Here is a 12,560-nt window from a genome sequence, read left to right on the forward strand (position 1 = left end):
AAACTATGGTGATGGATATTATAGCAGGTTCATATGACCTTTTACTGGAATATTTAACCAATCCCTGGATAAGGGGATATTTAGGACTGTCTTTGATAGGTTTTATATTCGTCAGTGCAATGGCTGCTGTATGGCTTGAAAGAAAAATATCAGCTGATGTTCAATTCAGAATCGGACCATGTCGAGTAGGCCCTATAGGAATTTTCCAGTTGATAGCGGATGCCATCAAATTGTTTACAAAAGAAGACATAGTACCCAGAAAAGCTGACAGTATTATGTTCAGGTCAGCACCCATATTCCTGATGGTATCTGTTTTTTTAATGCTTGTAGCAATACCTATTGGAGCGATTGTCATAAATGGTGTTGCATATCCACTTGTTGTGACTGATATGGATATCAGTATACTCTATGTAGAAGCAGTTTCATCGATATCAATTATCGGTGTATTCATGGTTGCATACAGTTCAAACAACAAGTATGCATTGCTCGGTGCATTCCGTAATTTTGCAAGAATGGTTGGTTATGAAATACCGTTTGGTATTAGTATAATAGCCGTTGCAATAACCACAGGGTCGTTAAATATTATAGAAATCGTCGAAAATCAGACAATATGGAACGTTATCTTACAACCGATTGGATTTTTCGTGTTTTTCGTGGCTCTAATGGGTGACCTTGGTAGACTTCCGTTTGACCAGACAGAAGCAGAGCAGGAAGTTGTTGCAGGATGGATAACCGAATATAGTGGTATGAGGTTTGGTCTCGGTTTCTTTGCTGAATATATACATATGGTACTGGGTTCATTTCTGGTTGTATTGCTCTTTTTGGGAGGATGGAACCTTCCAGGTCTTGGACTACTGACATCCATTCCTGTAATAGGATTTATTATGCCGACGCTGGTATTTTTGGGTAAAAGCGCTATAGTTCTGGCTTTTATCATACTGTTAAGATGGGCAGTTCCAAGATTCAGAATCGATCAGGTAGTAGACCTGGGATGGAAGAGGATTATACCATTATCAATTGTAAACCTAATATGGGCAATAGCACTTGGCCTGTTCCTTGGAGCGTGAAATAGTATGGTATTAGAAAATATTGTAAAGGCAATCAAAAGTATATACCAACCTCCTGTAACCATAATGTGTCCTGAAGAAAAATCAAGAGGTATCCCTGAGAGGTTCAAAGGGCTTCAGGTACTTGATAAAAGCAAATGTATAGGTTGTGGTATTTGTGCCAATACGTGTCCCAATAACGCAATCAAGATTGTAAGATCAAGAGTAAGTAAAACAAGCGATAAACAGAGATGGTTCCCTGAAATTGATATTGGACACTGTATGTTTTGTGGATTATGTATTGATCAATGTCCTCAGGATGCTCTCTCAAGTTCTAAAATTTACACTTCCGGTGTAGTAAAGTGGAATCATGAAGATTTACTTTTTACACCTGATGAACTTGCACGGGAAGTAGATATTGGAGAAGATGAATATAACGAAGAAGAATTGGAGAAATAATTAAAAGGGCGGTGAAAAAATGGTAGCAATTTTAGATTATTTAACGTCTTTTACTTTCGATGACCTGACTACCATTGCAAGGTTTGGAGCATTCGCTTTGCTTTCCCTAATTATTATACTATTTTCACTACTGACGATAGTATCAAGGGATGTAGTCAGAGCTGCAATTTCACTTATTGTTTCATTGTTTAGTGTAGCTGGATTATATATCCTGCTTAATGCCCAGTTCCTTGGTGTAGTCCAGGTGCTTGTGTATGTAGGAGCAGTAGGTGTATTGATATTATTTGGTGTTATGTTGACAAAAACAGAATCAGGAAGGGGTCCATATGTTAGGTAAAATTATAAACGTTATAGTAGCACTTCTGGTAGTTCTATTATTCCTGGGCATGATTGGTGTTTCAGTAATTGGAACAGGTTGGGACACAGTAGAAGAGCTCCCCCAAACCCCAGAAGACCAGAGTAATATAGAACGGATAGGTGTATCGGTTTTTACCAAATATGTAGTACCCTTTGAAATCATGGCTATAGTATTGTTATCGGCACTTATAGGTGCTTTTTATATGGGCAGAGGAGCTGATAGTAAATGATATTGCCAGCAATTCCGTTGCCATTCTACCTAATCCTTTCAGCGGTAGTGTTTTCTATCGGTCTGTTGGGTGTAATGACCAAACAAAACGGTGTACGCCTTTTGATGTGTGTGGAACTCATGCTCAATTCGGCGAACATCAATCTTGTAGCGTTTTCCAGTTATAACAATGATATTACAGGACAGGTATTTGTACTGTTTACTATAGCACTGGCAGCAGCTGAAGCAGCGATAGGATTTGGAATATTTATGGCTGTTTATAGAATGAAAAACCGGATAGATCTTAATGACTTTAATATATTGAGGTGGTAATGATATGCCTATAGGTGATTTTGCTTTTTTAATACCACTATTACCGGCACTGGCTTTTGTGATAACATTCTTTTTAGGTAAGAAGATGTATGCAGGCGGTGCATTGGTTCCGATAGGAGCAATAGCGTTATCATTTGTTATATCTTTGCTAATAACATTAAATCTGCTTCAAAATCCGGATCAGATTGTAGCTCAATCTGTTGACTGGTTCGGAGCTTTCAATCTGGGTATTCTAATTGACCCACTGGCGGCAGTAATGCTGACGATGGTATCCTTTGTGAGTTTACTGATTCATATTTATTCAGTAGGCTATATGGAACATGACAAATCCAAACCCAGATATTTTGCAGAGACTGCATTATTTACATGTTCTATGCTTGGTCTGATACTATCGGACAATATTTTGCAGCTGTTTGTATTCTGGGAACTTGTAGGTTTAAGCTCATATTTGCTTATTGGATTCTGGTATGGGAAACCATCGGCTGCATCAGCAGCAAAGAAAGCCTTCTTGACCACCAGAATAGGAGACGTAATGTTTCTGGCAGGTATCATAATCCTGTTTTCGGATTTGTTTGCAATCTTTAACGGATTCCCTGATAATGCCTATATGCTCCAGTTTACTGAAATGTTTAACCATATCCCTGAAATAGCAGGGATGAGCGCTCAAATCTTTGGATTTGAAGTTAGTCATCTTACACTGATAACCTTGTTGTTTTTCGGTGGAGCAGTAGGTAAATCCGGACAGTTTCCGCTCCATGTCTGGCTTCCGGATGCTATGGAAGGTCCTACCACAGTTTCTGCACTGATTCACGCAGCAACCATGGTAACTGCTGGTGTTTACCTTGTTGCAAGAACCTTCCCGATGTTTATCTCTGCACCGGATACACTAATAGTCATTGCTTATCTTGGTGGATTTACCGCATTGTTTGCAGCAACCATGGCTATAGTTATGAACGACCTGAAACGTGTGCTTGCCTATTCCACCATCAGTCAACTGGGATACATGATGCTTGGACTTGGAATGGGTGCAGTTATCGGAATGGAGGCAGTAGGTCTTTCAATATTCCATCTAATCAACCATGCATTCTTTAAGGCACTGCTTTTCCTGAGTGCTGGAAGTGTGATTCATGCAGTAGGAACACATGATATGAGAGAACTCGGCGGTGTAGGAAAAGTAATGCCTATTACTGCAATAACAATGCTTATTGCTGGACTTTCACTTGCAGGGTTTGGTATACCCGGTACGATTATAGGTACCAGTGGATTTTTAAGTAAAGATGCTATAATCGAGGCAGCATTCCTTTTCGGAGAACACAGCCATAATTGGCTTCCATACATATTTGCCATAGTTGGGGCGTTCCTGACATCAGCTTATATATTCAGATTACTGTTTATGACCTTTACAGGTAAACCAAGAACTGATTATGATGGACACGAATCACCGTCATCCATGACTGTGCCTATGGTTATTCTTGCAGCATTTTCGCTATTCTTTGGAATGTTTACAACAGGAACGTTTTCCAGATTCCTAGGAGATACGTTCAATTTCATAAACATGAATCTGAATGAACTTGCTGCAAGTCTTGGTAACTATGAGCTACTACATGAAGCGGGTCATGAACCACTAATAATTCTGTGGTTGCCTCTTATACTCGCAGTAGCGGGTCTTTTGATTACGTATCTAATATATTACCTCAGAGTTCTGGATTTCAGTGTGTCCAGAAACAATCCAATTTACAAACTGGTATACAACAGATATTATCAGAACGAGATACTTACTGAAGGTTTTGCAATAAAAGTGGTCTACGAAGGAGTATCACTTGCATTGTATCATATAGACAGAGGTATTAACTGGATTGTAAATGCAATAGGTTCAGCTCTTACTGAAGCAGGACATATGTTCAGACATGTCCAGACAGGAGTTGTCCAGAACTACGCAACAGCGATAATTGCAGGTGTAAGTCTTCTGGCAATACTGGTTAAAATAATCATGGAGGTAATCTAATGTTGCCTGTTTTATCAATGTTGATATTGATACCGTTAATATTTGCAGTAATAACATTTTTCACGAAAACGAAAGAACAGGCAAGAACAACTGCACTGACTGGCTCAGTTATATCTCTGGTTCTTGCGCTGTATATGTACATGAATTTCGACAGCAGTATAGCCAGTTTACAATTTGTGGAAATATCAAAATGGGTACCTTCACTGGGAATAACCTACTCGGTAGGTGTTGATGGTGTATCAATGCCATTGATACTGCTCAATGCAATTGTAATTCCATTTTTGATAATCTATTCATGGAATGAAGAAAAATCCTATCCAAACAGATTCTTTGGTTTGATTCTTGCAATGCAGGGAGCAGTCATAGGTGTATTTGCAGCTCTTGATTTCTTCCTGTTTTACGTATTCTGGGAACTGACCCTTATACCTCTCTACTTTATGGTAAGCCAGTGGGGAGGTCCAAACAAAGAATTTGCAGCTATCAAATTCTTCATTTATACACATGTGGCATCACTGGTAATGCTGCTGGGAATATTTGCCCTGTATTTTACTGCATGGAGCCAGACAGGAAGTCCAACGTTTAATATACAGGAATTGTTAACCCAGTTCCAGTCTTTTGAAGCTCCACTGGTAAAAGATGCAATATTTATCGCGCTCCTGTTCGGGTTTATAGTAAAAATACCGACATTCCCGTTCCATTCATGGCTTCCGGATGCATATACTGAATCACCGATAGCAGGCAATGTATTGTTCATACTCTTAAAAATCGGAGGCTATGGACTTTTCAGAATTATGCTTCCAATACTTCCGTTTACAGGAACACCTAACCTGATGATTTCTATCATGGCATTGCTTGGGACTGCAAGTATTATCTACGGAGCATTTGTGGCACTTGCCCAGAGAGATTTCAAACGGATGATTGCCTTTGCCAGTGTAAGTCATATGGGATTTGTAGTTCTTGGTTCAGCAGGTCTTGTTTCGCTTTCTGTATCAGGAGCAATGTTCCAGCAGTTTTCACACGGACTGATTTTAAGTGTGATGTTTATGTCGGTTGGAGTGATTCAGACCAATGCTGGAACCAGAATAATCAATCAACTGGGCGGTCTTTCAAAGAAGATGCCAAAACTTGCATTAATAATGGTGGTTGTCTTTATGGCATCACTCGGACTTCCGGGCCTTACCGGATTTGTTGCGGAGTTTCTGGTATTGACCTCCAGTTATGTGAATCTCCCCGGTTATGTGCTGGCGGTTATGATAGGAATTGTTATAACAGCAGCCTATCATCTTTGGGCTATGCAAAGGTCGATGTTTGGATTATATAACGAAAAACTTGGAGATGTAAAAGATCTTACCAATTACCAGAGTTTGTCAATGGCAGTGATTTCATTGCTTGTGATATACTTTGGATTGAACCCTAACCCGGTGCTTGATATGATGATAACGAACTCAGAACATATTGTCAGTCTATTATCTGTTGCGGGGGTGTAATATTGAATGGTATAACGTTATTTGCACCCGAGTTAACAGTAGTTGCGACTGCGTTGGTTGTATTGATGATTGGAGTATTCCTCAATACTGAATCAAAGAAGGTACTGGGATACCTTGCATCAGCAGGGCTTGCTGCATCTTTGATTTTAACGCTAATGAATCTGGATGCAAATGCAGTAATGTATTCAGGAACACTGACAGTTGATGCGCTTTCCCAGTTTTTTAAAATCGTATTCTTGATAGTAGCATTACTGGTTTCAGTTGCATCCATCAAATATACAGAAAACAATGAACATGTAGAGGAATTCTTTACACTGGTCTTGCTGGCAGTAGTAGGTATGATGATGGTAGCATCATCCAACGACTTGCTGGTGTTGTTCGTTTCCTTTGAACTTGCGAGTATATCCACCTATGCACTTGCAGGATTTGAAAGAAGAAACCTTAAGTCACTTGAATCCGCAATGAAATACTTTATAATCGGAGCATTGTCTTCTGCGCTAATGCTTTTTGGTATTTCCTTTGTTTATGGATTGGCAGGAACTACAAACATTCCGGAAATAGCCCAGAACAGTGCAATGCTTGTATCATCCCCGCTTGGAATTGTATCAATTGTTTTACTGGTTGCAGGATTTGGTTTCAAGATAGCACTTGTTCCATTCCATATGTGGGCACCGGATACATACGAGGGTTCGCCTTCGGTAGTATCTTCACTACTGGCAGCAGGTTCCAAGAAAATGGGATTTGTGGCGGCTTTCAAGGTTTTCATGATCGCGCTTGTGGCTCTTAAGACCGAGTGGACTATGGCATTTGCAATACTGTCTGTAATTACCATGACGCTTGGTAATGTGATAGCTCTTTCACAAAACAGTGTCAAACGAATGCTTGCCTATTCATCAGTTGCTCAGGCAGGATATATTTCCATGGCTTTTGTTGTAATGAGTCCAATGGCAGTAACCGGTGGGTTGTTTTACATACTATCTCACGGCTTTATGAAAGCAGGAGCATTCCTTGTTACAGCAGTAGTAGGTTACATGATTCTTTCAGAAAATAGGGAAGCAGAAAATGTTGACCATCTGGAGAATTTCAAGGGGCTTGCCAAAAGAATGCCGATATCAGCATTTTCCATGATGATATTTGTATTTGCACTGGCAGGAATACCACTGACAGCCGGCTATATGAGTAAATTTGTCCTCTTCTCCTCTACTATTGAAGCAGGGCTTGTATGGCTCGCAGTAATAGCAATCCTTAATAGTGCAATATCTCTTTACTACTATGCAAGGGTTGTAAAGTACATGTATTTCTATCCTGCAGAAGGGGAAAGAGTTTCAGAGCCTCTTCCATATGCACTGACACTGGTAGCCGCAGTAGTAGGTGTTCTTATACTGGGATTCTGGCCAGAACCCTTTATACAGTGGGCTATGGAAGCAGCAAAAGTGTTAATCGCAACATAATGGAGGTAAATAAATGGCAGATTGTGAACTATGTGGAGAAAGCCTTCCTACACTGTGTCCGGTAAGAGTTTATGCTCCCAGATTAATAATAACATATCCTGAGGGAGTATGTAAAGGTCTATGTCCGACATGTGTCAAGGCTGCAGAAGATACATATTCAAAACTGGACCAATCCATCCTAAGTGTATCCAGTGGGAAATGTAATCTGTGTGGTAAGCCAACAAGGTTGTACCCTGTAGAGGTGCAGATTCCATCTTTCAAGCAAGGTGTCGAGAAAGTAGATATGAATCTCTGCAGAACATGTCTTGAAGCCTGCCATGAAACCCATGAAAAATATCATGAGAAATTCGAGGAAGCTTACCACTAAAAGTGGTATCAGGGGTTGTTAATCAATCCCTGTAACTATTTTTTTAATTAAGTTTTTAGCCTGCGATTGCTAGTAATATAAGAAGAAGTATAAACCTTATCATTACACTGATTGACATTGACAGGGTAACGATACCCAGACCAAGACGGAATCCAAAAATAGAAACATATCTTGGAGCCATATTTTTTATACCCAGTAGTGGTAGCATAAACATACTCCCTACCATGAGAACAATCATCGCCTGCAGATATGTTATACTTCCACTGTGTATCATGGGTCCAAGAATGGATGCACCCAGTATTGGGCTTGCTATATAAGATGTCAAAGGTACTATACTCTCAGATGGCAGTCCAAAAATTTCGGCAAGGGGCAAAACGCTAAAAACTTCAAATGCTCCTTGGTCTCTGAGTGCAAATACAAGAGTGGTCATTACCAAATAAATAACTGCAATTTTTAAGAACAATTTTTTCTCTCTTTTTAAAGACCTCAATAAGGCGGTTTTTAAAGATACTTTTTCGGTTTCAGGAGTATCAGAAACCTTACAGGGGTTTTCTACAAGAAATAACCTACTTGCAACCACGACGACTATAATTTTTATTATTGCTGTTATGATAAATACAAAAGCGTAAAAACTTCCAACCACGGCACCAAGTGCAGGTAGCATTATAGGTATTTGATAGGTAAAAATCGACCTGATGTATGCGGGAGTACTATTCATGAGAGAACAGAGTAATACCTCTCTTCTGTTCAAGCATCCATCGTCCTGGCGTTTTACAATCATGGTATTTGCAGCAACTGAAGAACCGAGAGCTACCAGAAACGATGAGGCACAGGTTTCTGGAAGATAGGTGTATTTGAATATTGGTCGTGCAAAACGAGATAACTTTTGCATCAGTCCCTTTTCAATAAGCACCCCACTGCCAAATATTCCTATAAATATAATTACAAGTACAGGTACTGCAAAATCAAGAACTCGGACGAACAGGTCCAGATAATAATTCATACAGTAATCTTATTGATAGAAGAATAAATTAAATTAACTGGTTTGTAATATGAAAAAAGGATAAGATATGGGAATAAGTATTAATCCATATCTTCAAAACGGTGATTGATTTTTTCCATGACATCAGGTAGTGTAGTATATTCCATTTCTTCTTCAGGGAGGCGGTGTGGTTCGAATGGACCATGTGCCCGCATATAATCAGATACTTGATGTGCTTTTTCTCTGGTTTTATCAAATGCCGGGTCTGCAAATGAATCAACCGGACCTATCAGCATACCGTCTTTGACCTGGAATCCAAGACATATAGCTCTTGGCGGTCCATCAAATCTTGTAGGTGTAGCATCTTCCACCGGTACAGGCATCAGTGGTCCGTTGTGAGAGCCTTTCATCCATCCACTGACAAGTTCTGGGTGAGTAAACGGTTCAAGTATTTCACCGGCAGCAGGCAGTCCTGATTGACCTCTGACAACTGCAACAGGGTCATCTTTACCAACATATTCTCCTGCTATATGTGATAGTTTTTCGGTTGATATTACAGCAGCAGGTTCTTGAGAAGTTGCTTTTGGATTATCTTCTTTTGGATATACTCTTTTGATTACATATCTGCTTTTGGCACCTATAAGAGCAAGCATGTCGTAGAGGTCATTCGGGCAGTAGAAATTAATTTTTTTACTTTCTTTGATGTCCCACACTTCAAAAACAAATCCAGAGTGCATATTCGGGTCAAGCACCAGGCCAGCGGTGTTGAACGGGTCAGCAAATATCTTATACATTGGCAGATTGAATGCACCTGGTTCAGTTTTGTCCATCATGAAAGTAAATACAGGATTACTTTTTCTTTCTTTAAACTCCATTTCTGCAATACCAGGGCCCATACCTTTGATGTTTCCTGAAAAAGCGTCACTTAAAAGGTCCTGTCCAGCACCATACAATCCGAGTTCTTTTGCCTTTTCAGTAGCCTTTAAAAATGCGTTCCAAGCGATTTCATAGACCTCTTCACTATCTTCACCCTTGTCATGGGTTATGATAAGTTCAAGGTCATCACCGCAGTGGGTAACAAAGTAATCAAATATATCTTTTCCTTTTGCCTCTTCAAGAACTGATATAGCACTTTCTTCAAGTTCTTCGGGCACAACGTGATGTCCGGCTACACTGCCTACATCTGCTTTAATTGCACTAAAAGTTGTTTCCATAACCTTCACCTCCAATAAGGTATTAATTGCAAAATTTATCCTAAACTAAAGTATGGATGTTATTTGAAACTCTCGGAACTGATTAAATATTTTCTGGTGTTATGTTTTTATATATGTTTTTAGTTTACCAAAAGGTTGATATGATTGATGATGTATCCAGTGTTAGGTGAGCAGTTGAAAAAAGAATTAATGGACATACTGGCATGCCCTATCTGTAAAGGGGATTTGGTTTTAAATATTATCGAAGAAGATGAAGTTGAAATAAAATCAGGTACACTTTATTGTTCACAATGCAGGGAATACTACCCTGTAGAAGACGGTATTCCTAATCTGCTCCCGCCAGATATTAGAGAATAAGTATTAATTTTATATTCAAGAATATATATGTTATTGCAACAGGTACATATTAACAGGTTGGAAATTAATTCAATTGAATTTGAAGATGATATTGTAGAAATACCTTTATCACCTGGTGGAGAACATTCGTTTGAAATAGCTGTGATTAATTATGGTTCACCTACAAATGTTTATTTTTCAACCAGTGATAATCTCAAAGATCATATAACTTTCCTTGAAGATAATCCATACGTCCGGCACGAGGAGTACGTGCCTGTAATATCTCATCTTCCAATAGGAGGAGAGGAATTTGTAAAAGGAGAAATTTATGTAACAGTTGGATACGGTTCAAGGACCTCTGGTTTTTCGATAAAAATTGGTAGTGAAAAATCAGCAAATATTTCAGTAGAAGTAGATGTTGATGATCACATAACAGTGGATAATAAATTTGAAATGAATCGAAACAGTAATAAAGGGGATTCTGGTAGTACAGCGTATTCAATAAAATCCAGTTTGGATGTATCACCAAGAATTGCCCTGTTAATAGCAGGTGTATTGATTGCATCCTTTATGATATACTTCCTGTCAACCCAAGCTACAGGAATAGAATATGAAATGGGATTTTACCCGGCAGTAATACTGGCGATATTGTTTACAGCATTGATAATGTATTTGTTTTTAAAACTCCCGATTAATAAATAAAAAAGGTAGTTGGATTCAATATGAAGTACATCGTAGTTACCGGTGGAGTAATGAGCGGACTGGGAAAAGGCATTACAACCGCATCGATAGGACGGAATTTGAAAAATAAGGGTTATAGGGTAACAGCTATCAAAATAGACCCATATATAAATATAGATGCTGGAACAATGAGCCCTTACCAGCATGGTGAAGTTTATGTTTTAAAGGATGGGGGGGAAGTAGACCTCGACCTTGGTAATTATGAACGGTTTCTGGATACGGAGCTAACTCATGACCATAATATCACCACCGGCAAATTCTACAATTCCGTAATATCAAAAGAAAGACGTGGAGAATATCTGGGAAAAACTGTCCAGATTATACCTCATGTGACAAATGAAATAAAAGACTGGATAAGAGATGTAGCATCTGATAGTGGTGCAGACATTTGTCTGATAGAGGTAGGGGGTACAATCGGTGATATTGAAAGTATGCCTTTCCTGGAAGCACTAAGGCAGATGCACAGGGAGGAACCAGAGGAAAATACTATTTTTGTACATGTGACGCTTGTTCCACTTGATGCACAGGGTGAACAAAAGACCAAACCTACCCAGCACTCTACAAGAGACATGAGAGAACTTGGGCTTACACCAAATGTAGTTGTAGCCAGATGTGAAGAACCGCTACTGGAAAGTACAATTTCGAAAATCTCGTTGTTTAGTGATGTTCCTGAAGAGGCTGTTATAAGTGCAAACGATGTTGAAGATATTTATGAAGTCCCCCTAATGTTGGAGAAGGAAGGGCTTACCAATTATCTAATGAAAATGCTCGATCTTAAGAAAATAACCGAGGATACTTCATGGAATGAAATGGTTTCAAAAATGAAATCCATTACCGGAGAAGTTAAGTTTGCAATAATCGGTAAGTATACACATCTTGGTGATTCTTATATAAGCATCCGTGAAGCTCTAAAACATGCTGCGATTGAAAGCGGATGTAATTTTAAATCAACATGGATTGATGCTGAATTGATTAATAGAGATTCTGATGCACTGGAAAATCTTTCCGAATACGATGGAATACTTGTACCCGGTGGATTTGGTGAAAGAGGTATAGAAGGAAAAATTAAAGCCATCCAGTATGCAAGAGAGCATGATATTCCGTATCTGGGACTATGTCTGGGTATGCAGCTTAGTGTGATTGAGTTTGCAAGAAATGTGGCAGGGTTGGAAAATGCCAACAGTACTGAGTTCGATCCATCTACTCCTCATCCGGTTATTGATATCCTCCCTGAACAAAAAGACCTTGTTAACATGGGAGCGACAATGCGCCTTGGAACTTATAAGGCATGTTTAAAACAGGGTACACTGGCACAGCAAATCTATTCAGCTGATGAGATAGTGGAAAGACACAGACACAGATACGAAGTAAATCCCGAATACATTGAAAAAATTGAAAAACACGGAATGATATTTTCGGCAATGAATAATGGAAAACGTATGGAAATTGCAGAAATACCCGAGAAAAAATTCTTCTTCACATCACAGTTCCATCCGGAATTCACATCCAGACCCGGACATCCATCCCCGCCTTTCAAAGCGTTTATTGAAGCAATGATGGATAACAAATGATAC

14 protein-coding genes are annotated in these 12,560 nt (G+C 39.2%); 12 read left to right on the forward strand and 2 right to left on the reverse strand.

Going from position 1 to position 12,560, the window contains the following annotated elements; all coding sequences use genetic code 11:
- Positions 1-5: 5 nt before the first annotated feature.
- From fpoH to METEV_RS01410, 9 genes are read left to right on the forward strand one after another with little or no spacing between them, the layout of a single operon-like run.
- The gene (fpoH, locus tag METEV_RS01370) at positions 6-1,067 is read left to right on the forward strand and encodes a F420H2 dehydrogenase subunit FpoH (protein WP_013193771.1); all 1,062 of its coding nucleotides are present in this window, start codon (positions 6-8) and stop codon (positions 1,065-1,067) included.
- A 6-nt stretch (positions 1,068-1,073) separates the two neighbouring features.
- Positions 1,074-1,505: a F420H2 dehydrogenase subunit FpoI gene (fpoI, locus tag METEV_RS01375; RefSeq protein WP_013193772.1), complete on the forward strand. Its 432-nt coding sequence runs from the start codon at positions 1,074-1,076 to the stop codon at positions 1,503-1,505.
- Between the two features lie 19 nt (positions 1,506-1,524).
- Positions 1,525-1,842 carry an NADH-quinone oxidoreductase subunit J gene (locus METEV_RS12810; protein WP_013193773.1) on the forward strand — a complete coding sequence of 106 codons (318 nt, stop codon included), beginning with the start codon at positions 1,525-1,527 and terminating at the stop codon, positions 1,840-1,842.
- Positions 1,832-2,092, forward strand: a complete 261-nt coding sequence (gene fpoJ, locus METEV_RS12815; RefSeq protein ID WP_013193774.1) for a F420H2 dehydrogenase subunit FpoJ — start codon at positions 1,832-1,834, stop codon at positions 2,090-2,092. The genes METEV_RS12810 and fpoJ overlap by 11 nt, the downstream gene beginning before the upstream one ends.
- The gene (gene fpoK, locus METEV_RS01390; RefSeq protein WP_013193775.1) at positions 2,089-2,403 is read left to right on the forward strand and encodes a F420H2 dehydrogenase subunit FpoK; all 315 of its coding nucleotides are present in this window, start codon (positions 2,089-2,091) and stop codon (positions 2,401-2,403) included. Before fpoJ ends, fpoK begins: the two co-directional genes overlap by 4 nt.
- Before the next feature lie 4 nt (positions 2,404-2,407).
- Complete coding sequence (fpoL, locus tag METEV_RS01395) at positions 2,408-4,408, forward strand: F420H2 dehydrogenase subunit FpoL (RefSeq protein WP_013193776.1); 2,001 nt, start codon at positions 2,408-2,410, stop codon at positions 4,406-4,408.
- The gene (fpoM, locus tag METEV_RS01400) at positions 4,408-5,895 is read left to right on the forward strand and encodes a F(420)H(2) dehydrogenase subunit M (RefSeq protein ID WP_013193777.1); all 1,488 of its coding nucleotides are present in this window, start codon (positions 4,408-4,410) and stop codon (positions 5,893-5,895) included. Before fpoL ends, fpoM begins: the two co-directional genes overlap by 1 nt.
- 2 nt (positions 5,896-5,897) lie before the next feature.
- Complete coding sequence (locus METEV_RS01405; protein ID WP_013193778.1) at positions 5,898-7,346, forward strand: NADH-quinone oxidoreductase subunit N; 1,449 nt, start codon at positions 5,898-5,900, stop codon at positions 7,344-7,346.
- A gap of 13 nt (positions 7,347-7,359) precedes the next feature.
- Complete coding sequence (locus METEV_RS01410) at positions 7,360-7,713, forward strand: F420H2 dehydrogenase subunit FpoO (RefSeq protein ID WP_013193779.1); 354 nt, start codon at positions 7,360-7,362, stop codon at positions 7,711-7,713.
- Positions 7,714-7,768: 55 nt separating this feature from the next.
- On the opposite strand, the gene METEV_RS01415 is transcribed toward METEV_RS01410, so the two are convergent.
- Together METEV_RS01415 and fbp are read right to left on the reverse strand one after the other, a co-directional pair.
- Positions 7,769-8,716, reverse strand: coding sequence for a nucleoside recognition domain-containing protein (locus METEV_RS01415; protein WP_013193780.1), 948 nt, complete (start codon positions 8,714-8,716; stop codon positions 7,769-7,771).
- An 80-nt stretch (positions 8,717-8,796) separates the two neighbouring features.
- Complete coding sequence (gene fbp / locus METEV_RS01420; RefSeq protein ID WP_013193781.1) at positions 8,797-9,909, reverse strand: fructose-1,6-bisphosphate aldolase/phosphatase; 1,113 nt, start codon at positions 9,907-9,909, stop codon at positions 8,797-8,799.
- 174 nt (positions 9,910-10,083) lie between these two features.
- Between fbp and METEV_RS01425 the strand changes: the two genes are divergently transcribed.
- Genes METEV_RS01425 through pyrG form a run of 3 tightly spaced genes read left to right on the forward strand, consistent with a single transcriptional unit; the run spans position 10,084 to position 12,557 of the window.
- Positions 10,084-10,266 carry a methytransferase partner Trm112 gene (locus tag METEV_RS01425; protein ID WP_013193782.1) on the forward strand — a complete coding sequence of 61 codons (183 nt, stop codon included), beginning with the start codon at positions 10,084-10,086 and terminating at the stop codon, positions 10,264-10,266.
- Positions 10,267-10,293: 27 nt separating this feature from the next.
- Positions 10,294-10,947 (forward strand): DUF7524 family protein, encoded by a 654-nt coding sequence (locus tag METEV_RS01430; RefSeq protein ID WP_013193783.1) that lies wholly within the window; start codon positions 10,294-10,296, stop codon positions 10,945-10,947.
- 20 nt (positions 10,948-10,967) lie between these two features.
- Complete coding sequence (gene pyrG, locus METEV_RS01435; RefSeq protein WP_013193784.1) at positions 10,968-12,557, forward strand: glutamine hydrolyzing CTP synthase; 1,590 nt, start codon at positions 10,968-10,970, stop codon at positions 12,555-12,557.
- The last annotated feature ends 3 nt before the right edge of the window (positions 12,558-12,560 follow it).

The organism is Methanohalobium evestigatum Z-7303, from assembly GCF_000196655.1.
Classification (GTDB): domain Archaea; phylum Halobacteriota; class Methanosarcinia; order Methanosarcinales; family Methanosarcinaceae; genus Methanohalobium; species Methanohalobium evestigatum.

Excerpts from the sequence above, each read along its gene's own strand:
- fpoH (WP_013193771.1), top strand. The coding sequence starts at position 6 with ATGGTGATGGATATTATAGCAGGTTCATATGACCTTTTACTGGAATAT.
- fpoI (WP_013193772.1), top strand. The coding sequence starts at position 1,074 with ATGGTATTAGAAAATATTGTAAAGGCAATCAAAAGTATATACCAACCT.
- METEV_RS12810 (WP_013193773.1), top strand. The coding sequence starts at position 1,525 with ATGGTAGCAATTTTAGATTATTTAACGTCTTTTACTTTCGATGACCTG.
- fpoJ (WP_013193774.1), top strand. The coding sequence starts at position 1,832 with ATGTTAGGTAAAATTATAAACGTTATAGTAGCACTTCTGGTAGTTCTA.
- fpoK (WP_013193775.1), top strand. The coding sequence starts at position 2,089 with ATGATATTGCCAGCAATTCCGTTGCCATTCTACCTAATCCTTTCAGCG.
- fpoL (WP_013193776.1), top strand. The coding sequence starts at position 2,408 with ATGCCTATAGGTGATTTTGCTTTTTTAATACCACTATTACCGGCACTG.
- fpoM (WP_013193777.1), top strand. The coding sequence starts at position 4,408 with ATGTTGCCTGTTTTATCAATGTTGATATTGATACCGTTAATATTTGCA.
- METEV_RS01410 (WP_013193779.1), top strand. The coding sequence starts at position 7,360 with ATGGCAGATTGTGAACTATGTGGAGAAAGCCTTCCTACACTGTGTCCG.
- METEV_RS01415 (WP_013193780.1), bottom strand. The coding sequence starts at position 8,716 with ATGAATTATTATCTGGACCTGTTCGTCCGAGTTCTTGATTTTGCAGTA.
- fbp (WP_013193781.1), bottom strand. The coding sequence starts at position 9,909 with ATGGAAACAACTTTTAGTGCAATTAAAGCAGATGTAGGCAGTGTAGCC.
- METEV_RS01430 (WP_013193783.1), top strand. The coding sequence starts at position 10,294 with ATGTTATTGCAACAGGTACATATTAACAGGTTGGAAATTAATTCAATT.
- pyrG (WP_013193784.1), top strand. The coding sequence starts at position 10,968 with ATGAAGTACATCGTAGTTACCGGTGGAGTAATGAGCGGACTGGGAAAA.